This window comes from Pantoea sp. EKM10T (assembly GCF_011800685.1).
GTDB lineage: Bacteria > Pseudomonadota > Gammaproteobacteria > Enterobacterales > Enterobacteriaceae > Pantoea > Pantoea agglomerans.
In genome coordinates this window covers 75,321-96,327 of the sequence record NZ_JAALEU010000001.1, presented here as the reverse complement: position 1 = coordinate 96,327, position 21,007 = coordinate 75,321, and the positions used below count along the sequence as shown (strand labels likewise).

The 21,007-nt window shown below is 55.6% G+C and carries 17 protein-coding genes; 7 read left to right on the top strand and 10 right to left on the bottom strand.

The features are described from left to right. Positions 1 to 11 precede the first annotated feature (11 nt). From HFD95_RS00450 to pdeR, 5 genes are all read left to right on the top strand, one after another. Entirely contained in the window at positions 12 to 2,315 is a 2,304-nt protein-coding gene (locus tag HFD95_RS00450; RefSeq protein ID WP_163798538.1) for an FdhF/YdeP family oxidoreductase, read from the top strand. A 112-nt stretch (positions 2,316 to 2,427) separates the two neighbouring features. Further along, a complete protein-coding gene (locus HFD95_RS00445; protein WP_167429693.1) occupies positions 2,428 to 4,362 on the top strand; it encodes an exoribonuclease II in 1,935 nt (644 codons plus the stop codon). 201 nt (positions 4,363 to 4,563) lie between these two features. Continuing rightward, a complete protein-coding gene (locus HFD95_RS00440; RefSeq protein WP_167429692.1) occupies positions 4,564 to 6,633 on the top strand; it encodes a carbon starvation CstA family protein in 2,070 nt (689 codons plus the stop codon). Then, a complete protein-coding gene (locus HFD95_RS00435; protein WP_010244521.1) occupies positions 6,626 to 6,916 on the top strand; it encodes a YbdD/YjiX family protein in 291 nt (96 codons plus the stop codon). Before HFD95_RS00440 ends, HFD95_RS00435 begins: the two co-directional genes overlap by 8 nt. Positions 6,917 to 7,075: 159 nt before the next feature. Next, positions 7,076 to 9,061 (top strand): cyclic di-GMP phosphodiesterase, encoded by a 1,986-nt coding sequence (pdeR, locus tag HFD95_RS00430; RefSeq protein ID WP_010244518.1) that lies wholly within the window; start codon positions 7,076 to 7,078, stop codon positions 9,059 to 9,061. Between the two features lie 12 nt (positions 9,062 to 9,073). On the opposite strand, the gene HFD95_RS00425 is transcribed toward pdeR, so the two are convergent. The 3 genes from HFD95_RS00425 to araD all read right to left on the bottom strand — a co-directional run bounded on the left by HFD95_RS00425 (position 9,074) and on the right by araD (position 11,984). After that, entirely contained in the window at positions 9,074 to 9,940 is an 867-nt protein-coding gene (locus tag HFD95_RS00425; protein WP_003853843.1) for a crotonase/enoyl-CoA hydratase family protein, read from the bottom strand. A 144-nt stretch (positions 9,941 to 10,084) separates the two neighbouring features. After that, positions 10,085 to 11,068: a 2-keto-3-deoxygluconate transporter gene (gene kdgT / locus HFD95_RS00420; RefSeq protein WP_010244511.1), complete on the bottom strand. Its 984-nt coding sequence runs from the start codon at positions 11,066 to 11,068 to the stop codon at positions 10,085 to 10,087. A 217-nt stretch (positions 11,069 to 11,285) separates the two neighbouring features. Next, positions 11,286 to 11,984 (bottom strand): L-ribulose-5-phosphate 4-epimerase, encoded by a 699-nt coding sequence (gene araD, locus HFD95_RS00415; RefSeq protein ID WP_010244508.1) that lies wholly within the window; start codon positions 11,982 to 11,984, stop codon positions 11,286 to 11,288. Between the two features lie 347 nt (positions 11,985 to 12,331). Here araD and osmB point away from each other — a divergent pair, with 347 nt between their 5' ends. Next, complete coding sequence (osmB, locus tag HFD95_RS00410) at positions 12,332 to 12,547, top strand: osmotically-inducible lipoprotein OsmB (protein ID WP_003853848.1); 216 nt, start codon at positions 12,332 to 12,334, stop codon at positions 12,545 to 12,547. Between the two features lie 77 nt (positions 12,548 to 12,624). Here osmB and yciH read toward each other — a convergent pair whose 3' ends face one another. The 5 genes from yciH to pgpB form a co-directional block, all read right to left on the bottom strand. Then, on the bottom strand, positions 12,625 to 12,948 hold the full coding sequence (gene yciH / locus HFD95_RS00405; RefSeq protein WP_010244495.1) for a stress response translation initiation inhibitor YciH: 324 nt from the start codon (positions 12,946 to 12,948) through the stop codon (positions 12,625 to 12,627). Continuing rightward, positions 12,948 to 13,667: an orotidine-5'-phosphate decarboxylase gene (pyrF, locus tag HFD95_RS00400; RefSeq protein ID WP_022625580.1), complete on the bottom strand. Its 720-nt coding sequence runs from the start codon at positions 13,665 to 13,667 to the stop codon at positions 12,948 to 12,950. Before pyrF ends, yciH begins: the two co-directional genes overlap by 1 nt. Positions 13,668 to 13,865: 198 nt before the next feature. Continuing rightward, positions 13,866 to 15,035, bottom strand: coding sequence for a lipopolysaccharide assembly protein LapB (lapB, locus tag HFD95_RS00395; protein WP_010244490.1), 1,170 nt, complete (start codon positions 15,033 to 15,035; stop codon positions 13,866 to 13,868). 6 nt (positions 15,036 to 15,041) lie between these two features. Continuing rightward, the gene (locus tag HFD95_RS00390) at positions 15,042 to 15,350 is read right to left on the bottom strand and encodes a LapA family protein (protein WP_010670247.1); all 309 of its coding nucleotides are present in this window, start codon (positions 15,348 to 15,350) and stop codon (positions 15,042 to 15,044) included. A 134-nt stretch (positions 15,351 to 15,484) separates the two neighbouring features. After that, positions 15,485 to 16,243, bottom strand: coding sequence for a phosphatidylglycerophosphatase B (gene pgpB, locus HFD95_RS00385; RefSeq protein ID WP_060680299.1), 759 nt, complete (start codon positions 16,241 to 16,243; stop codon positions 15,485 to 15,487). Positions 16,244 to 16,470: 227 nt separating this feature from the next. On the opposite strand from pgpB, the gene ribA reads away from it, so the two are divergent. Beyond that, positions 16,471 to 17,064, top strand: a complete 594-nt coding sequence (gene ribA / locus HFD95_RS00380; protein ID WP_010244482.1) for a GTP cyclohydrolase II — start codon at positions 16,471 to 16,473, stop codon at positions 17,062 to 17,064. 341 nt (positions 17,065 to 17,405) lie between these two features. Here the strand turns inward: ribA and acnA are convergent, their stop codons facing one another. Continuing rightward, positions 17,406 to 20,087 carry an aconitate hydratase AcnA gene (acnA, locus tag HFD95_RS00375; RefSeq protein ID WP_167429691.1) on the bottom strand — a complete coding sequence of 894 codons (2,682 nt, stop codon included), beginning with the start codon at positions 20,085 to 20,087 and terminating at the stop codon, positions 17,406 to 17,408. A 601-nt stretch (positions 20,088 to 20,688) separates the two neighbouring features. After that, positions 20,689 to 20,847 carry a YmiA family putative membrane protein gene (locus HFD95_RS00370; RefSeq protein ID WP_071778593.1) on the bottom strand — a complete coding sequence of 53 codons (159 nt, stop codon included), beginning with the start codon at positions 20,845 to 20,847 and terminating at the stop codon, positions 20,689 to 20,691. Positions 20,848 to 21,007 lie beyond the last annotated feature (160 nt).

The window sequence follows — 21,007 nt, the reverse complement described above, 5'->3', positions numbered from 1 at the left end:
CTGCACTCAATATGAAATTTAAACGCCAAATCAAACCCTATCGCGCGGCAGCGGGCGGCTGGGGTTCACTGGAAGCCACCACGCGTTTCGTTCTTGACAGCAAAGCGGCCCTGAAAAATATGCGTAACCTGATGCGCATGAATAAAGCACGCGGTTTTGACTGTCCGGGCTGCGCCTGGGGTGATGACAATAAAAGTACCTTCAGCTTCTGCGAGAACGGCGCCAAAGCGGTGACCTGGGAAGCGACACGCCGGATGGTCGACACCGACTTTTTCGCCAAACACAGCGTGACCACGCTCTATACCCAGAGTGACTACTTCCTGGAGTATCAGGGACGTCTGACCCATCCGCTGCGCTACAACGCGGAAACCGACCACTACGAGCCCATCAGCTGGGATGAAGCGTTTGCGCTGATCGCGCAGCACATTAAGGCGATGGATCATCCGGATCAGATGGAGCTCTACACCTCCGGTCGCGCCAGCAATGAAGCCTCCTGGCTCTATCAGCTGTTTGGTCGCCTGATGGGGACCAATAACTTCCCTGACTGCTCCAATATGTGCCACGAAGCCAGCGGCACCGGCCTGAAGCGCAGCATTGGCGTCGGTAAAGGCACCATTCGTCTGGATGATTTCGACCACGCAGATGCCATTTTTGTCTTCGGTCAGAATCCCGGCACTAACCATCCGCGTATGCTGCACAGCCTGCGTCACGCTGCCGATCACGGTGCGAAAATCGTCACCTTTAATACCCTGCGCGAACGCGGTCTGGAACGTTTTGCCGATCCGCAGAAACCACTGGAAGTGGTGACCTCGAAAGCGGGCAACATCAGCTCCTCCTATTATCAGCCGAACCTGGGCGGTGATATGGCAGCGGTGCGCGGCATGGTGAAATCCCTGCTGGAAACCCATCGCGCGCGTCTGGCGGCTGGCGAAAGCGGCCTGTTCGATCAGACCTTTATCAATGCCAAAACCAACGGCATTGAGGCGTATCTCGACGCCGTGGATAACACCAGCTGGATGCAGATTGTGGCGCAGTCGGGCCTGACGCAGGCGCAGATCCGTGAAGCCGCGGCGATCTACCAGAGCGCTGACCGGGTGATCTGTACCTGGGCGATGGGCATCACCCAGCACAAACACTCTGTCGACACGGTGCGCGAGATCACCAACCTGCAGTTGCTGTTTGGCCAGCTGGGCAAAAAAGGCGCAGGCCTCTGCCCGGTTCGCGGTCACAGTAATGTGCAGGGCAACCGCACCATGGGCATCGATGAGAAACCGGCGAAAGCCTTCCTGGATGCGCTGGGGAATCATTTCAATTTCGAGCCCCCGCGTGCGGCAGGCCACAACACCGTGGAAGCGCTGAACGCCATGCTGCGTGATGAAGTGAAAGTGCTGATCGCGCTGGGTGGCAACCTTGCGGCGGCCGCACCCGACTCACCGCGCACCGAAGAGGCGATGTCACGATGTGGTCTGACCGTGCATATCAGCACCAAACTGAACCGCAGCCATCTGGTGCCGGGTCACGATGGGCTGATTCTGCCGACGCTGGGCCGCACCGAGCGCGATCTGCAGGCCACCGGCAATCAGTTTATTACCGTGGAAGACTCTTTCAGCATGGTGCACGCCTCTGAAGGGATCGGTATTCCGCTGGCGGAAACGCAGCGTTCTGAGACCTGGATTGTTGCCGGTATCGCCGAGGCGGTGCTGGGTGATGAAAAAGTGAAATGGCGCGAGCTGGCGGGTGATTATAACCTGATCCGTGAGCACATCGCCGCGACGATCCCGGGCTTTGCCGACTTTAACGCCAAATGCGATATCCCGGGCGGTTTCTATCTGGGCAACGCAGCAGCCGAGTTGCGCTTCAATACCCCGAGCCAGAAAGCGGAATTTAACGCCTCAGCGCTGCCGACCTCACTGTTCCCGAATCTTGATCAGGACGTGCCTTTTACCCTGCAGACACTGCGTTCGCACGACCAGTACAACACTACCATTTACGGCCTCGATGACCGTTACCGTGGCGTGTTTGGTCAGCGTGAAGTGGTGTTCATCAACCCGGACGATATGGCAGACCTGGGCTTTACCGAAGGCCAGAATGTCGATATCGAAACGCTGTGGAATGATGGCATTACCCGTCGCGTCAGCGGATTCAAACTGGTTCCCTACAATATTCCGCGCGGTAACCTGGCGGCCTATTATCCGGAAACCAACCCGCTGGTGCCGCTGAACAGCTTTGGTGATGACAGTGGTACACCGACCTCAAAATCGGTGCCGGTGAAGCTGGAACTCTCTGAGGCACTGGCCGATCAGCGCATCGCCTGACAGCCCTTTCACTCCCCCCTAAAAAGCCGGCTCGTCCGGCTTTTTGCCTTGCCGCGCGACGTCGATTCGCGTAAAACTGTCAGCCGCAATCAGCCAACGAAACGTAAAAATTATGTTCCAGGATAACCCGCTGCTCGCGCAGCTGAAAGAGAAGCTCCATTCGCAAACGCCTCGTGCTGAAGGCGTCGTAAAAGGCACTGAAAAAGGCTTCGGCTTTCTGGAAGTCGATGCGCAAAAAAGTTACTTCATTCCGCCACCGCAGATGAAGAAAGTGATGCACGGCGATCGCATCACCGCCGTGATCCACAGCGATAAAGATCGCGAAAGCGCTGAGCCGGAAACCCTGGTTGAGCCGTTCCTGAGCCGCTTTGTTGGCCGGGTACAGAAGAAAGACGATCGCCTGTCGATTGTGCCGGATCACCCCCTGCTGAAGGATACTATCCAGTGTCGCCCTGCGCGCGATGTCAGCCATGAGTTTGAGAATGGTGACTGGGCCGTGGCGGAGATGCGTCGCCATCCGCTGAAAGGCGATCGCGGCTTTTATGCCGAACTCACCGATTTTATTGTCAAAGCTGATGACCATCTGGCGCCGTGGTGGGTGACGCTGTCGCGTCATAACCTTGAGCGTGAAGCGCCCGATGTCAGTTTTGGCGAGATGCTGGATGAAAATCTGACGCGTGAAGATCTGACCGCGCTGGATTTCGTTACCATCGACAGCGCCAGCACCCAGGATATGGATGATGCGCTCTTTGTGGAAGCCCTGGACGATGGCGCCCTGCGTCTGACCATCGCTATCGCCGACCCTACCGCCTATGTGCCGGAAGGCAGTCAGCTCGATAAGCTGGCGGCGCAGCGTGCGTTTACCAACTACCTGCCGGGCTTTAACATCCCGATGCTGCCGCGCGAACTCTCTGATGATGTCTGCTCGCTGCGTCCGAATGTGCGCCGTCCGGCCCTGGCCTGCCGCGTGACCGTGGCAGCCGATGGCAACTTAGGTGATGACGTTGAGTTCTTTGCCGCCTGGATCGAATCCAAAGCCAAGCTGGCGTATGACGACGTCTCTGACTGGCTGGAAAACAGCGGCTCATGGCAGCCGGAAAGTGAGGCGATTGCTGAACAGATTCGCCTGCTGCATCGCCTCTGCCTGGCGCGCAGCGAGTGGCGTCAGACTCACGCGCTGGTGTTTAAAGATCGCCCGGATTACCGCTTCCTGCTGGGTGAAAAAGGTGAAGTGCTGGAGATTGTGGCTGAACCGCGCCGCATCGCTAACCGCATTGTCGAAGAGTCTATGATTCTGGCCAACGTCTGCGCGGCGAAAGTGCTGCGTGACCGTCTCGGTTTTGGTATCTACAACGTCCATGCCGGTTTCGATGCCACCAATGCTGAACAGGCCGCGGCCGTGCTGGCCAACCATGGTATTACCGTGGATGCGCAGGCGATCACCACGCTGGAAGGTTTCCGCGTGCTGCGTCGTGAGCTTGATGCCCAGCCGACCCAGTTCCTCGACAGCCGGATCCGTCGCTTCCAGACCTTCGCTGAGATCAGCACCGAGCCTGGCCCGCACTTTGGCCTGGGACTTGAGGCTTACGCCACATGGACCTCACCGATTCGTAAGTTCGGCGACATGGTCAACCATCGTCTGCTGAAAGCGATTATTCGCGGTGAGCAGATCGCTCGTCCGGATGATGCGCTGACGGTGACGATGAGTGAGCGCCGCCGCCTGAACCGCATGGCGGAACGTGATGTTGGCGACTGGCTCTACGCCCGTTATCTGGCGCCGTTTGCAGCAACCGACCGTCGCTTCAGCGCCGAGATTATCGATGTGTCACGTGGTGGCATGCGTGTTCGCCTGCTGGAGTTTGGCGCGGTCGCCTTTATCCCGGCTCCGTTCATTCACGCGGTGCGTGATGAGCTGGTCTGCAGCCAGGAAAATGGCAGCGTTCAGATCAAAGGCGAAGTGGTTTACCGTGTGACCGATGTGATTGATGTCACCATCGCCGAAGTCCGCATGGAAACCCGCAGCGTCGTGGCGCGTCCCGCCGTCTGAGTAGTGACGTACTGAGCAGTCAATCGGGCGGGATAACTCCGGTTATCCCGCCTGTTTCCGCCCCGCCCGCACTGCAAAAAAGTTAAATTTGTACCCCGCTTCACACTTCTCCACTGATTAACTTTCACTTACATTCCATTACATTAAGTTTGACTCGTTGTTTTCGATCGCTTTCCTCTCGGTCCTCACAAGGAGTTAGTCATGAAAAACGTCAAAACCAGTGCGATCTGGTTAGTGGTGGCGTTAATCGGCGCGGGCACTTTCGCCATGCTGGCCCTCAGCCGCGGCGAACACGTCAACGCAGTCTGGCTGGTGATAGCCGCTGTCGCCTGTTACAGCATCGCTTATCGCTTCTACAGCCTGTTTATCGCCCGCAATATTTTCGAACTGGACGACCGCCGGATGACGCCTGCTGAGCGGCTGAGCGACGGGCTCGATTATGTCCCGACCAATAAATGGGTGCTGTTTGGTCACCACTTTGCGGCTATTGCCGGTGCCGGCCCGCTGGTGGGTCCGATTCTGGCGGCGCAGATGGGCTTTCTGCCTGGCACCATCTGGATCCTGGTCGGGGTGATGCTGGCGGGTGCGGTACAGGATTTCCTGATCCTGTTTATCTCAACCCGTCGTGATGGCCGTTCACTGGGCGAGATGGCGCGGCAGGAGCTGGGTGCGTTTGCCGGTGTGGTGACCATGCTCGGCGCGCTGGGCGTCATGATCATTATCCTGTCGGCGCTGGCGCTGGTGGTGGTCAAGGCGCTGGCGAACAGTCCGTGGGGACTGTTTACCATCGCGGCCACCATTCCGATTGCGCTGTTTATGGGCGTCTACATGCGCTTTATCCGGCCCGGTAAAATCGCCGAAGTTTCACTGATTGGCTTTGTGCTGATGATGGCGGCGATTATCTATGGCGGTGACGTAGCCCAGCATCCTTACTGGGGGCCCTTCTTTACCCTGAAAGGCACCTCACTGACCTGGGTGCTGGTGATCTACGGCTTTATTGCCTCCGTGCTGCCGGTCTGGCTGCTGCTGGCTCCGCGTGACTACCTTTCGACCTTTCTTAAAATCGGCGTGATTGTCGGGCTGGCGGTGGGGATTGTCTTTGCCATGCCAGAGATGAAAATGCCGGCGGTCACCAAATTTATCGACGGTACCGGCCCGGTCTTCTCCGGCGCGATGTTCCCGTTCCTGTTTATTACTATTGCCTGCGGCGCCATCTCCGGCTTCCATGCGCTGGTCTCCAGCGGCACCACGCCAAAACTGGTGGAGCGGGAAAGTCATATCCGCTTTATTGGCTATGGCGCGATGCTGATGGAATCCTTTGTGGCGATCATGGCGCTGATTTGTGCCTCGGTACTCGATCCGGGCGTCTACTTTGCCATGAACTCCCCGGCTGCGCTGATTGGTACCACCGTTGAAAGCGCCTCTCAGGTGATCAACGGCTGGGGCTTTGTCGTCACGCCGGAAATGCTGAGCGGCATCGCCCGTGACGTGGGTGAAGGCTCGATCCTGTCCCGCGCAGGCGGCGCGCCAACCTTCGCGGTGGGAATGGCCCACATCATTACCGAGATCTTTAACAGCCGGGCGATGATGGCGTTCTGGTATCACTTCGCCATTCTGTTTGAAGCGCTGTTCATTCTGACGGCGGTCGATGCCGGTACCCGCGCCTGCCGCTTTATGGTGCAGGATCTGGCAGGCACCGTGGTGCCTTCTATGGCGAATAACCGCTCCTGGCTGGGAAATATGGCCGGCACGACCGTGGCGGTCGCGGGCTGGGGCTTCTTTGTCTATCAGGGCGTGGTCGATCCGCTCGGCGGCATTAACACTCTGTGGCCGCTGTTTGGTATCGGCAATCAGATGCTGGCGTCCATGGCGCTGATCCTCGGCACCGTGGTGCTGTTTAAAATGAAAAAGCAGCGTTACGCCTGGGTGACTATCCTGCCAACTGTCTGGCTGTTTATCACCTCGATGACTGCAGGCTGGCAGAAAATCTTCCATGAAAAACCGTCGATTGGCTTCCTGGCGCAGGCGAATAAGTTCCGCAAAGGGCTGGATGAAGGCGTGATCATCGCCCCGGCAAAAAGCGTGGCAGATATGCAGACCATCGTCTTCAGCAATCAGATTAACGCGGCCCTGTGCGCCTTCTTTATGCTGGTGGCGGTCACGATGCTCATCTCTGCGTTCTTTGTCATTCGCCGGGCGCTGCGCAGCGATCTTCCTACTACGCATGAGTCCGTTGTGACGCTGCGCAACAAGGAGGTGCGTCATGTCTGATGCTATTCATCAGTCCCAGCGTCCGCAGGGAGAGTGGCAGATTATCCGCTGCCAGCCTGCCGCCGCCCCACAGCCACAGACATTCAGCTGGCGGGGATTCTGGCGCGGCCTGCAACAGTGTTTTCGCTTAATGGTCGGGGTGCAGGATTATCAAAAATATCTGCAGCATATGCGACTCCATCATCCCGATCAGCCGCCGATGAATGAGCGCGATTTCCACCGTTACTGTCTGGATGCCCGCTTCCCCAGCCAGGCAGGCAAACTGGGTAAATGTCCCTGCTGACCGCACTAAACAGCCCCGCAATGTCGGGGCTTTTTTGTGCCATTCTTATCTGGATGGGAAAATATATTCGGTTTGCATCTTGTGCTGGCGTCAGATGATGAATACTGTTGCTAAAATAATGAGATAACGCCTGCAGAGCACTTCCCGGAGGAAGTTTCCATGACCGATGAACAAGGGCAAACGTTGTTGTACACCCTTTTCGGTACAACCAGCCCTCATTGGCGTCTGACCGCGGACAGCGATGCGTTGCATTTTGCCGAAGATGAGTCGTCACAAACTAATATCGCCCTGCCGTTAACCCCCGGCCAGGCAGCCATGATACGCGCGATGCCGGTCATCACTTCAAGCATCAATCTGACCATGACGCTGCAGGGCATTGATGTTCCGATGCATTTTGTCGGGCGCAAAGTGAACCAGGCGACCTGGGCAGGAACCGCTTCTGCCTGGGGCGATACCTCAGCAGTCGCCCGCGACTTAACCCTGGGTCTTTCATTCGCCGAACAGGTGGTTTCTGAAGCCAACTCGGTGATTGTGATCCTCGATCAGCGCGGCAATATTCAGCGTTTTAACCGTCTTAGTGAAGAATATACCGGTCTGAATGAGCATGAGGTTATTGGCCGTAACGTCTTTCAGCTCTTTATGACCAAACAGGAGGCCTCTCAGTCACGACGCAACATCGCGGGCTTCTTCCGTGACGGCAACTCCTATGAGGTGGAGCGCTGGGTTAAAACCAAAAAAGGTCAGCGACTGTTTCTGTTTCGTAATAAGTTTGTTCACAGCGGCAGTGGCAAAAATGAAATTTTCCTCATCTGTTCTGGCACCGACATAACCGAGGAGCGACGCGCCCAGGAACGCCTCCGGGTGCTGGCAAACACCGATACGGTGACCGGTTTGCCTAATCGCAACGCAATTCATCAACAGATTAGCCTGGCGCTGGAGCGATCTGAGCGCGATGAGACCGGCGTGGTCTACCTCGATCTCGATAATTTCAAAAAAGTGAACGACGCCTACGGTCATATGTTCGGCGATCAGTTACTGCAGGCGGTTTCACTGGCGATTCTTAGCTGTCTGGGTAAAGACCAGACTCTGGGCCGGCTGGGTGGCGATGAGTTTGTGGTGCTGGCTGAGCACACCAGCCAGGCTGCGCTGGAGGCGATGTCCTCCCGCATTCTTGAGCGCCTGCGTCAGCCTTTCCGTATCGGACTAATCGAAGTGTACAGCGGCTGCTCTATCGGGATCGCTTTCGCGCCGCTGCATGGTGAAGATCGCGAGAGCCTTATTCGCAATGCTGACACCGCGATGTATCACGCCAAAGAGAACGGTCGTGGCAAGTTCTGTGTCTTCGCGGCAGAGATGAACCAGCGGGTCTTTGAGTACCTGTGGCTGGACACCAATCTGCGTAAAGCGCTGGAGCTGGATCACCTGCTGGTGCATTACCAGCCGAAAATCGACAGTGATGGTGAAGTCCGCAGCGCCGAAGCGCTGGTACGCTGGAACTCACCCGAGCGCGGCCTGGTCTCTCCTGCTGATTTCATTCCCTATGCCGAAGAGTCGGGACTGATTGTGCCGCTGGGACGCTGGGTCATGCTCAATGTGCTGAAACAGATTATCGTCTGGCGCCAGCAGGGCATTTTTCTGCGCGTCGCCGTCAACGTGTCGGCACGTCAGCTGATTGATCAAAGCATCTATACTGACCTGAAACAGGCGCTGCATGAGGCGAATATCACCGACTGTCCTATCGATATTGAGCTCACAGAAAGCTGCCTGATTGAGAATGAAGCTGAAGCCCTGCGGCTGATGAAGCAGTTTCAGGAGCTGGGCGCACAGGTTCATCTGGATGACTTCGGCACCGGTTACTCATCGCTTTCTCAGCTCGCACGTGTGCCGATCAATGCCATCAAGCTCGACCAAAGCTTTATCCGCGATATTAATAAACAGCCCGTCTCACAATCGCTGGTACGAGCTATTGTCGCCGTCGCCAAGGCGCTCGATTTGCAGGTGATTGCAGAGGGTATTGAGACCCCGGATGAAGAGAAGTTTGTCCTTAACAGTGGTGTCGATGGGCGTCAGGGCTACTACTACGCAAAACCAATGCCCGCGGAACAGTTTGGGCATTGGCTGGCTAAGCATCCTGCCCGCGTTTAACGCTAATTCAGATTAACCCGCTTTACGCAGTGATGCGCTGTGGCGGTTTTGTAACTGAACCAGGCGTTCCATGTAAGCAATGTCTTTAGGTTCGATGGTAAAGGCGTAATCGACCCAATCTTCGGTAATATCCATCAGCTCAGCGCGTGACAATTGCAGCACGCGCTGACGCGCTTTCAGCATAGCCCGCACGCCATTGAGTTTAGGACGTAACGTATCGATAAAGGTGCGGGTGGCGCGGTAACTGTCGCCAGGCTGGAAGACTTTATCCACCAGTCCGCGCGTTTCATACCACTCTGCGCTGTGGGACTCCCCTTCACAAATTAACTCCTCTGCCAGTTTCATGCCGGAACGACGCGCGACCAGTGAGTAGCCGCCCATGCCGGGAAAGAGGTTAAAAGCAATTTCCGGAAAGCCCATCCGCGCGTTGTTCTGCGCCAGAATGAAGTGATGCGCCAGCGCCGCTTCGAATCCGCCGCCTAAGGCACTGCCCTCAATCATCGCCAGCGTCACCGCGCCGGTATCAAACCCCCGTGCTGCCGAATGGATGCAGTCAACGCAGGCACGGGCATAGGCCCGCAGCGCCTCACGGCGGTTATTGCGAATGCACTCGACAAAGAAGCGCAGATCGCCACCGGCGTTAAACATCTGTGGCACCAGAGAGCCGGTAACCCAGAAGTCGATCGGCAGACCGGAACGCTGAGCGGCGTAGCTCAGATTCATGATCTCCTCAATCAGTTCATGGTTGAAGCTCGGACGGGGCTGTGCACGCAACATCATCCACATAGTACGACGCCCTTCTTCGTAATAGGCGACTAACTGCGTGGTGTTGCCGACTTCGGTAAATAATCTGCACGTTGCTTGGTTAATAACTGTCATTGTCTCATCCTCTGTTTATATTTGATGCGTTAAATACGCCACATCAGCGTAATGCAGAGTGAGGCCAGACCAAATGAGAGATTGATTTACAACACAAAATCCAGAGAGATCCCCGACTCGCGCGTCGGGGATTGATTAGGCGGGTTACTTAATAGCGGCACGCTGCTCCACGGCAACATGAAGACGCTTAACACGTTTTGAATAGATGGCCGTAATGATCGGCACCAGCACGGAGGTCACAATCACGGACGTTGCCACCAGCGCCGTGGCAGCAGGGGCAATTGGTTTAAACTGCGGCAGCATCTCGGCAATCAGCACCGGCGTCGCTACCGCTGCGCCTGCCGTACTGGATGCAGCTATGCCAGCCGTACCATCCCCGCCCCCAATCAGCCGATCGGTCAGAATGAGTGGGATACCGGTAATAATGATCACCGACACGCCCAGCATGATGCCCAGCAGTCCGGTTTCCGCAATGACACCCAGGTTAATGGTGTTACCCAGAGCAAAGGCGAAGAAAGGAATCAGCGTATGGACCGCTTTTCCGAAGAAGTCGCGCAGCTCCGGATCAAGATTCCCTAATGCAAACCCCACAATAAACGGCAGGACCGCCCCCACAAACACGTGCGGCTCGAATGAGGCGATGCCGGCGGTGCCCAGGATAACCATGGTCATTAATGGCCCGGACTCCAGAGACATCAGCACAAACGCACCCGCCTCCTCTTTGGAACCATATTGCTGCATGATCGAGGCATAAAGGCCGCCATTGGTCATATCCATGGCAGCCACCAACGCCAGCGTCGATAACCCGGCAAACATCCCTACTTCTACGCCATTCTCCGGCATCACCCGTGAGGCGATGGCAGCCACAACCCAGGCGACGGCAATCTTGGTAAGCACCAGCGTGCCCGATTTACGCAGTACCGTCCCGGTGGCGCTGAGTTTAATCGACGCGCCCATACAGAAAAACCAGACGGCCAGAATGGGTACCGTGCCGGTCATCAGGCCGTTGGTGAAAGAACCGAAATATTTCCCGGCGCCTGGAGAAAACGTATGACAGAGTGCGCCGATAAAGAGCGGAATGAGCATCATACCGCCCGGAATTTTGTCTATAGCACGTTTGATATGCATATGGATGTCACCTTTGCTATGCCAGAGGGTGGAGCAGGAAGTGCCCGAAGGCGATGCAAGCAAAGTAGTGACTTGAGGTAATCAAAACAGTGATCGCCTCGATAAAATGAAACGCTGTTTTATTTTTAATGACCTGTTGTTTTGATAACTATGATGGAGATCGCCATACCAGTCTCAGATGAGACTAAAAAAACGGGACGCCGTGGCGTCCCGCTCGCTATTTTTGCCCGTACCAGGCGTTCTCGCCATGCTTTCGCAGGTAGTGCAGGTCAAGCAGCGTCTGGTTAATCGGCGGCAGATTAGCGGTCAGCTGCTGGCTGAACAGGCCCATATACGCCACCTCCTCCAGCACAACCGCGCTGTGTACCGCAGCATGAGCGTCTTTCCCCCAGGCAAACGGGCCATGAGAGTTGACCAGTACCGCCGGGATCGCCGAAGGAGACAACCCACGTTGCGCAAAAGTCTCGATAATCACCTCACCGGTGTTCCACTCGTAGTCGTGCTGAATCTCTTCATTGCGCATCGACCGGGTACAGGGGATCTCACCATAGAAGTCATCGGCGTGGGTGGTTCCCCAGGCAGGAATCGGTCGTCCTGCCTGGGCCCAGATGGTCGCATGCCGCGAATGGGTATGGACAATGCCACCCACCTCCGGCCAGGCGAGGTAAAGCGCGCGGTGCGTCGCCGTGTCCGATGAGGGGCGTTTATCCCCTTCCACCACGTCGCCACTCGCCAGATCGACCACGACCATGTCGTCGCGCTTCATCACTTCATAGCGCACGCCGGAAGGTTTAATCACCAGCAAACCCTGTTCGCGATCAACAGCACTGACATTGCCCCAGGTGAAGGTCACCAGGTTGTATTTGGGTAGATCCAGATTCGCTTCCAGAACCTGTTGTTTCAGGTGTTCCAGCATCTATTTTCTCCTGCTGACAATCGTCCCTGAATTTTGCGGAGTCAGACGCGAAAGAGTTATGGAGCAAATGGCTATAAACGCAGAAAGAATGGCTGTGAATGCAAAAATGTGTCGTGATTTCAGAATTTTCTATCTTCGGAATTTAACCAGAACGCTTAGAATCCTCTCAGGCAATGCGTGGCCCTGTCGGGTTTGCATTGTGACTCTCCCGCTACAAACGGTTTGTCCATGGTGATCACATTTCCATGCCGACACGGATGCGGCAATGATGCGACACAAGCGGGCTGAGGAAATATCGGAGCTATACTAAGAGTGTTGCCTCTGTGAGCACATCAAAGGAGAAGTGTATGACAACAACAATGAAACGAATCACTGCCGTTGTACTGGCGACTACGTTAGCTGTTGCACTGAGCGGCTGTTCTAACTGGTCTAAACGTGACCGCAACACCGCTATTGGCGCGGGCGCGGGTGCGATTGGGGGTTCAGTATTGACCAATGGTAGCGCACTCGGCACAGTCGGTGGCGCCGCTGTCGGTGGTATTATCGGTCATCAGGTCCACTAAAGACCTTATTAAAAGAATAATCGGCTACGCTAAGCATCTACACAACAATCGGGCTACTTCGGTAGCCCGATTTTTTTTCAGCCACCCGCCAGTTTGACCTTCATGCCTTTGGCTTCCAGCAGGCTTTTCAGTAAATCGCGCTTATCCCCCTGAATCTCGATAACGCCCTCTTTCACTGAACCCCCACAGCCGCACTTCTTTTTGAGTTCGGCCGCCAGCAGCGTCAATGCCGCGTCGTCCAGGTCGATACCGGTAATCAGGCAGACGCCTTTTCCCTTGCGACCACTGGTCTGACGCTGGATGCGCACAATGCCATCCCCTTTTGGGCGCTCCTTCGCTGGCTCCGGCTGGGTAATGCGCCCGCTGTCGGTTGAGTAAACCAGTGGATTATCCTTCGCCATTATTGTGTCTCCAGACTGTGCAGGATCGCCTGCAGAGTGGCGGCGGGATCGGCGGATTGGGTGATCGGACGCCCGATAACCATATAGTCCACGCCCGCCTGCTTCGCCTGCTCAGGTGTCATGATGCGACGCTGATCGCCTGCATCACTGCCTGCCGGGCGAATCCCCGGCGTGACCAGCGCAAACTCCTGACCTAAAACCTGTTTGAAGCGGACAGCCTCATGGGCGGAACAGACCACACCATCCAGCCCGCACGACAGTGTCAGCTTCGCCAGTCGCTCTGCCTGTTCGGCAGGCGAAAGCGTAATGCCCAGCCCTTTGAGATCCTCTGCATCCATACTGGTCAGTACAGTCACCGCAATGAGCAGGGGCGCTTCTTTACCAAAGGGAAGCAGCGCTTCACGCGCCGCGTTCATCATCCGTGCCCCGCCACTGGCATGGACGTTGACCATCCAGACCCCGAGATCGGCAGCGGCCGCCACGGCATGAGCGGTAGTGTTGGGAATATCGTGGAATTTAAGATCGAGGAAGATTTCAAAGCCGCGCTGCTGCAGAGTGTTAACCAGCGAGGGGCCAAATAGCGTAAACATCTCTTTGCCCACTTTAAGGCGGCAACTGCGGGGATCGATCTGGTCGACGAAACGCAGTGCGCTGTCGAGGTCATGATAATCCAGCGCTACCAGAATCGGCGAAGCGGTCACGTTGTGGGGTGAAGGCATGGCATTTCCTCTGCAACAGGCGCCCGCAGGCGCAATAGACAAACGGCAAGCATTCTACCTGCGGTGTCTGACCATCACAATCGCCATTGCCCTCCTGCCTGGCAAATTCTGCACTGTCGCTGAGGTCTGTAAGCTAACTCAACCTATAGTATGTTGTAACTACAATGAGCTATTAATGGTGCGGCTGCAGCGGCCGGTTTACTGGCCGTCGAGGCCGCGGATAGGCTTAACCGAAGACCAGGTGCGGCAGGATGGGCAGTGCCAGTAGAGTGCGTGGGCGGTAAAGCCGCACTTCTGGCAGCGATAGCGCGGCTTGGTGCGGATCTGTTCGCCAACCATGTCGCGCAACACCATCAGGCTCTCTTTCGCGCGGCCATCTTCCGCTTCATGCAGATTTAAATCCATCAGGCGGTGGAACACCCGCATAGTAGGATGACGCTGCAGCTGACGGCTGATGTAATTCTGGGCCGCTTCGGGTCCCTGCTGCTGCTCAAGGATGTCAGACAGATAGAGCTCCGCAGCCGCGCCGGTGTTCTCTTCAACACAGCGATGAAGAAACTCTGACCAGGCGTCTGGCTGATTGAGCTGCTGGAAACAGGTCTCCAGCATCCCCAGCGTTTCACTCACCAGCTCTTTATCCTGATCCAGCACCCGCTGCAGATGGCCCACCGCTTTAGCGTAATCGCCTTTTTCCATCAGGATACGGCCCATCATGATCGAGATACGTGCGCTGTTACGATCGGCCGACTCCCCTTTCTTCAGCAGGCTCATGGCACGATCGAGATCGTCGCTGCTCATCGCCTGCAGAGCCAGCTCGCAGTAGAAATGGGCTATTTCGCCTTTCTGCTTCTCTTTGCCAAGCTTAACCAGCCGTTCCGCAACCTCAATCGCCTGCTGCCAGTCGCTGGTTGCCTGGTGGATCAGCAGCAGTTGCTGCAGCGCACCCACCCGAAAGTCAGTTTCATCGGTGAGCTGCTTAAACATGTCTTCCGCGCGGTCATATAAGCCCGCCGCCATATAGTCGCGGCCCAGTTGCTGTACGGCGAGCAGTCGCTGCTCATAGCTCAGGGAGGCGCTTTCCATTAAAGCCTGATGGATGCGGATGGCGCGGTCGACTTCCCCGCGCGAACGGAACAGATTGCCCAGCGTCAGGTGTGCTTCAACCGTGCCGCTGTCCTCTTTCAGCATCTCAAGGAAGAGGTCGACCGCTTTGTCCTGCTGATTGGAGAGCAGGAAGTTTACGCCAGCGACATATTCACGTGACAGTCGGTTGGCTTCCTGTTGCTTATCCTGATGCGCGCTGCGACGGCCCATATACCAGCCATACGCTGCCGCCACCGGCAGTAACAGAAACAGCAATTCATGCATCAGGAATTATTCCCGGCCAGCCGGAGAAGATGGCGTGGTCGCCAGGGTAGTACTCTGCTCGATTTGGGTCTGCATACGCTTAATTTTCCGGTTGGCATTCGCCAGGGAGACGCGGGTCCGTAACCAGAACAGACCGCAGATGATCCAGCCAAGCACGAAACCTGCGCCAAACAGGGATGCCAGTAAGGTCGAGATGCTGAACTCACCCTGCGCCAGCAGATAGTTAAATGTAATGACCTGATCGTTATGCGCACCCAGGGTGACGGAAATAATGAAAATGACCAGTACCACTAAAAAAATCAGCAAATATTTCACAGTGCATCCTGTTGTGAGGTTGTCGGGTAGAATTATGCCAAAACTCCAGCAAAAATGCTGCTCCCAGCAGCATCGGGCGGGTCGCTTTTGCGCAGACCCGTCTAATAATATGGGGTCTTACGGGTGAATTACAATCAGGGCTCCCGCTGCGCCACCTCTTTTTGCTCTTCCGGCGGCAGCGTCAGCGGGCCACAGAATCGCTGCGCCAGCCAGGTGGCAATGGTGACCAGTAGCCAGGAGAGTATGGTTGCCATCGCCAGATCGCGTGGCCAGTGCATGCCCAGCAGCAGACGACTCGCCATCACGCCGGTGGCCCACAAAAAGATCACCACCACGGTTTTATAGTGACGACGCGGCCAGAGCAGACCCAATGCCAGCAGCGCCCAGCTGGCGGCAAACATAGTATGTCCCGACGGGAACGCGAAACCGGTTTCAAACGCCCAGTGCCGTTTCAGCCAGCCTGGGATCTGCGTCTCATCGGCAATCAGTGAGGTTACCATCTCGCCACGCTGTTTGCGCTTCAGCTCGTAGAAGGTCTTTTCATCCAGCCCGTGATGCTGTTCCAGCCAAATCACATAGGGACGCGGTTCCTGAATCTGCTCTTTGATATAGGATTTGGTGTATTGCCCGGCCAGAATGGTGGCGTTCATGATCAGCAGCAGCAGGATGGCGGGCTTCAGCCGAAAACGCAGGCACCAGAGCATCCATGCACTCAGCACGACGCTGGTAACAATGCCCCAGGGGTTGGTGACGGTCTCGGTCATCCAGAAGAGACCTTTCAGCAGCGCATTGCTTTCGCCTGGTTGCCAGCGCCAGCCGCTCAGCCAGACGGCAACCGGCATGATCAGCAGCAGCAGCATTCCAAAGGTGGTACGACGTGAAATCTTAAACATCCTCTTCCCTTATCCCGGCGTCAAAAGACAACAATTGCATAACTTTAGCTTAAAAAAGAATAACATAACCGTTGCCGATTGGATAATTGTGCTTTATCACTGCAATTGGTATCAGAGATTACCAGCCCGCTTGCGGGTTGTGGCACAATATTGCACGTTTGTCGGGCCACACTGGCCTGTGCACTATCATGATGATAGTGCATCCTCTGAAGGTTCTGGAGAGTCACATGCAGCTTAAACGGGTGGCAGAAGCCAAACTGCCCACGCCATGGGGAGATTTCCTGATGGTTGGTTTTGAAGAACTGGCAACCGGACATGACCACGTTGCACTGGTTTTTGGCGATATTAATGATAACGAGCCGGTACTGGCGCGCGTTCACTCTGAATGCCTGACCGGCGATGCACTCTTCAGCCTGCGTTGCGACTGTGGTTTTCAGCTGGAAGCCGCCCTCAATGCCATCGCAGAAGAGGGTCGCGGCGCACTGCTCTATCACCGTCAGGAAGGCCGTAACATCGGTCTGCTGAATAAGATCCGCGCCTATGCGTTGCAGGACAAAGGGTATGACACGGTAGAAGCGAACCATCAGCTGGGCTTTGCCGCCGATGAGCGCGACTTCACGCTGTGCGCCGATATGTTCAAACTGCTGGGCGTCAATGAAGTGCGACTGCTGACCAATAACCCGCGTAAAGTGGAGATCCTCAGCGAAGCCGGGATCAACATTGTTGAACGCGTGCCGCTGGTCGTGGGACGTAATCCGAAGAATGCGCACTATCTGGATACGAAAGCGGAAAAGATGGGGCATCTGCTGCCGAAGTCATAAATAAGCTGGGATTCACTGGCATCTGACCCTTGAAGAAGCCAAATCTGAGAGAATCCTGAAGCAACGGATTAGCTCAACGCGCAGGGGGCACGGTCAGAAGAGGAAAGCGTCCCGCCGCCCGGATAAAAACGCCGGGAGCGTTTTTGAACAACGCAAAGCGTTGGCCCGGTACGGGCGCACTTCAGGAATGAGGTGCGTAATTGCGCGGGACGAGCATGTCGTGGATGACGGCTTTTGCGTCTTTCCGATCTGACCGTGTTCCTGTGCAGCCACGGTCTCACAGCTTCTTATTACAGACGTTGTAAGCCACATAAAAAAGCCGGGCAAACCCGGCTTTTTTGTCAGTCCAGCATATTGCGGATAACGTAGTGCAGGATGCCGTCATTGCGGTAATAGGTCAGCTCATTACCGGTATCGATGCGACAGCGAGTGTCCAGCTCTTCCTTACTGCCGTCAGCACGGGTCAGCGTCACTTTAACGTTGCAGCCAGGCGTCAGTGCCTGAAGATTTTCCACGTCAATGCGCTCCTCACCGGTCAGCCCCAGGCTTTTGCGGGTCACGCCCTGCGGAAACTCCAGTGGCAGGATGCCCATCCCAATCAGGTTTGAGCGGTGAATACGCTCAAAAGATTCCGCAATCACTACCCTGACCCCCTGCAGACGTGGTCCTTTCGCCGCCCAGTCGCGACTTGAACCAGATCCATACTCAAGACCCGCGATGACCGCCAGCGGCACGCCTTCCGCCTGATATTTCATTGCCGCATCATAGATGGCCAGCTGTTCGCCACTTGGGTAGTGTCGGGTATAACCACCCTCCACGCCTGGCACCATTTCATTGCGGATACGGATGTTGGCGAACGTGCCGCGCATCATCACTTCATGGTTACCGCGACGTGAACCATAGGAGTTGAAGTCTGTACGCTCCACGCCGTGTGACAGCAGATACCGTCCGGCCGGACTTTCCGCTTTGATGCTGCCCGCCGGTGAAATATGGTCAGTGGTGACCGAGTCGCCCAGCATGGCGAGCACTCGCGCACCGCGAATATCCTGCACCGGCTTAGGCTCTTTCTCCATATCGTCAAAGAAAGGCGACAGACGAATATAAGTCGATCCCTCATCCCAGTCGTAAGTCGCGGCTTCACTCACCTTAATCTCCTGCCACTCTGGCGTACCGTCGAAGACTTCAGCGTACTCTTTATGGAACATGTCGCTGGTGACCTGCTGCACGGCCGTGGCGATCTCTTCCGGCGAAGGCCAGATATCTTTCAGGTATACCGGCTGGCCCTGACGATCGTGGCCCAGCGGCTCGGTCTGCAGGTTGATCTTCATGTTACCCGCCAGCGCATAGGCCACCACCAGCGGCGGCGACGCCAGCCAGTTGGTTTTAATCAGCGGATGAATACGGCCTTCAAAGTTGCGGTTGCCGGACAGCACAGCACCCACCGTAAGGTCGCCGGCTTTAATCGCAGACTCGATCTCATCTTTCAGCGGGCCGGAGTTACCGATACAGGTGGTGCAGCCATAACCAACCAGATTAAAGCCCAGCTCGTCGAGATAAGAGGTCAGTTGCGCGACGGCCAGGTAGTCTGAAACCACTTTAGAACCGGGTGCCAGCGAGGCTTTGACCCACGGCTGACGTTTCAGACCCCGCTCGACCGCTTTCTTCGCCAGTAAACCGGCCGCCATCAGGACGCTGGGGTTGGAGGTGTTAGTACAGGAGGTAATCGCACTGATCACCACCGCCCCATCGGTCAGCTTATGCGTCAGCCCGGTATCACTGTCGGTATACTCAACGTTTTTATGGGGTTTCTGCGCCTGATTCACTTCCAGCTCATTGCTGGCATCAAACGCAGCCGGCACATCGCCCAGCGACACCCGATCCTGCGGACGTTTTGGTCCCGCGAGACTCGATTCCACCTCGTTCATATCCAGCGCCAGAGTGCTGGTAAAACGCGGCTCATCGCCAGGATTGCGCCACAGCCCCTGCGCTTTGGCATAGGCTTCCACTAACGCTACCTGTTCGGCATCGCGTCCGGTCAGGGTCATGTAGCTCAGCGTGACGTCATCAACCGGGAAGAATCCGCAGGTCGCGCCATACTCTGGTGCCATATTGGCGATGGTTGCGCGGTCCGCCAGCGGCAAATCGGCCAGGCCATCACCATAAAACTCAACGAATTTACCGACGACGCCATGCTTACGCAGCATCTGGGTGACGGTTAACACGAGGTCGGTTGCCGTAATGCCGGCCCGCAATTTGCCGGTGAGTTTGAAACCCACCACATCCGGGATAAGCATTGAGACAGGCTGACCGAGCATGGCGGCTTCGGCTTCGATTCCCCCTACTCCCCATCCCAGCACGCCAAGCGCGTTGATCATGGTGGTGTGAGAGTCCGTACCGACCAGGGTATCGGGCCAGGCATACTCTTCACCATCAACGGTTTCATGCCAGATTGCCTTGCCGAGATATTCCAGGTTCACCTGATGGCAAATACCGGTTCCCGGCGGCACCACGCGGAATTTATCAAACGCTTTCTGGCCCCAGCGGAGAAAGACGTAGCGCTCATGGTTTCGCTCCATCTCCAGCCGGACGTTCTCTTCAAACGCGTCATCATTGCCAAAATGGTCGACAGTCACCGAGTGGTCGATAACCAGATCAACCGGTGACAGCGGATTAACTTTCGCCACATCGCCGCCTAGCCGATTCACTGCTTCTCGCATCGCCGCAAGGTCGACCACCGCAGGCACGCCAGTAAAGTCCTGCATTAATACACGGGCTGGCCGGTAGGCAATTTCACGATCGGCGTGGGCATCTTTTTGCCAGTCAACCAGTGCCTGGATGTCCTCCGTCGTAACAGAGTCACCATCCTGATAGCGCAGTAAATTTTCCAGCAGGACTTTAAGGGATTTTGGCAGGCGATCAATATTGCCAAGGTGTTGAGCAGCATGGGGAAGACTGAAGATGTGATATTTTTTGGTGTCGACCTGCAGTACTTCCTGACTCTGCTCGCGTAGGGTAGACGACATAGCTCCTCCTTTCATTCATGGTCTTTAAACCTCAGAGAGACAAAGGTTTATGTTAAAGATAGACCACAATTTCGTTAACGTTTTGATTACAACACAAATTGCTACAATCGATCGCAAACGAAAATGCCCCGTGAAGTCACGAGGCATCATGAAAAGGTGATTTTAATTCAAATTACAGGGTTATCCACACCGCCGCAGACCAGAACGCAAAGGAGAATGCATACGCGCTGAGCCAGGACATTTTAATAATATTCATTTGGTTCACTCCTTCGCCGGAATCGGGCGTAAAAGTTTTTGCGGTCACCTTATAGAAAGAGGCGACACCCTTTGGTCGTACAGGATGTGGTGAGGGCATTTAAAGGCCCACCGGAAACTCCGGTTATAAAAGAACAGTGACGAAGAAATGGTCTGACAACGTTATTTGTTTTTAGGGTCCAGAAACGACTCAATAAAAAGTCTCTGGTTATCACTCAAATCCCATGAATCGGGGATAGACACTTTTTCGTCCTTTGCAAGGGGTTCTTTTCCTTTACAGGAGACCGTCTTGTGCTGACCCGAGGTCAGGGAACGTTTATGGCTGAGTGTATTTGCCCACATGGCTTTAGCCCCAGATACGCCAAATCATTAACGCGACAACTACCCAAAACAGCGCAGAGGCAGCGAATACGGTTAACCAGGCTTTGCGACGAGTGTTGCCGGTACGCTCAACCTTGGTGCTTTTTGCCGGGAAACCCGGTTGTACAGTCAGTCGTGTATTCATAGTTTTTGATAATCACTCTCAACAAAATGATTGATAACATCGATTAAGATTTAGGAGGAATCCTAAACGCGTTAAGGCCAAAAATCCAGTTATTTTTATTGAGTACAACGATTAACGGTATTAATCAATGAGCCCAGGTAACGTAAGAAATCATTAATAC

Bases quoted from the DNA above. Each gene is read 5' to 3' on its own strand.
- HFD95_RS00450 (WP_163798538.1), top strand. From the start codon at position 12: ATGAAATTTAAACGCCAAATCAAACCCTATCGCGCGGCAGCGGGCGGC.
- HFD95_RS00445 (WP_167429693.1), top strand. From the start codon at position 2,428: ATGTTCCAGGATAACCCGCTGCTCGCGCAGCTGAAAGAGAAGCTCCAT.
- HFD95_RS00440 (WP_167429692.1), top strand. From the start codon at position 4,564: ATGAAAAACGTCAAAACCAGTGCGATCTGGTTAGTGGTGGCGTTAATC.
- HFD95_RS00435 (WP_010244521.1), top strand. From the start codon at position 6,626: ATGTCTGATGCTATTCATCAGTCCCAGCGTCCGCAGGGAGAGTGGCAG.
- pdeR (WP_010244518.1), top strand. From the start codon at position 7,076: ATGACCGATGAACAAGGGCAAACGTTGTTGTACACCCTTTTCGGTACA.
- HFD95_RS00425 (WP_003853843.1), bottom strand. From the start codon at position 9,940: ATGACAGTTATTAACCAAGCAACGTGCAGATTATTTACCGAAGTCGGC.
- kdgT (WP_010244511.1), bottom strand. From the start codon at position 11,068: ATGCATATCAAACGTGCTATAGACAAAATTCCGGGCGGTATGATGCTC.
- araD (WP_010244508.1), bottom strand. From the start codon at position 11,984: ATGCTGGAACACCTGAAACAACAGGTTCTGGAAGCGAATCTGGATCTA.
- osmB (WP_003853848.1), top strand. From the start codon at position 12,332: ATGACAACAACAATGAAACGAATCACTGCCGTTGTACTGGCGACTACG.
- yciH (WP_010244495.1), bottom strand. From the start codon at position 12,948: ATGGCGAAGGATAATCCACTGGTTTACTCAACCGACAGCGGGCGCATT.
- pyrF (WP_022625580.1), bottom strand. From the start codon at position 13,667: ATGCCTTCACCCCACAACGTGACCGCTTCGCCGATTCTGGTAGCGCTG.
- lapB (WP_010244490.1), bottom strand. From the start codon at position 15,035: ATGCATGAATTGCTGTTTCTGTTACTGCCGGTGGCGGCAGCGTATGGC.
- pgpB (WP_060680299.1), bottom strand. From the start codon at position 16,243: ATGTTTAAGATTTCACGTCGTACCACCTTTGGAATGCTGCTGCTGCTG.
- ribA (WP_010244482.1), top strand. From the start codon at position 16,471: ATGCAGCTTAAACGGGTGGCAGAAGCCAAACTGCCCACGCCATGGGGA.
- acnA (WP_167429691.1), bottom strand. From the start codon at position 20,087: ATGTCGTCTACCCTACGCGAGCAGAGTCAGGAAGTACTGCAGGTCGAC.
- HFD95_RS00370 (WP_071778593.1), bottom strand. From the start codon at position 20,847: ATGAATACACGACTGACTGTACAACCGGGTTTCCCGGCAAAAAGCACC.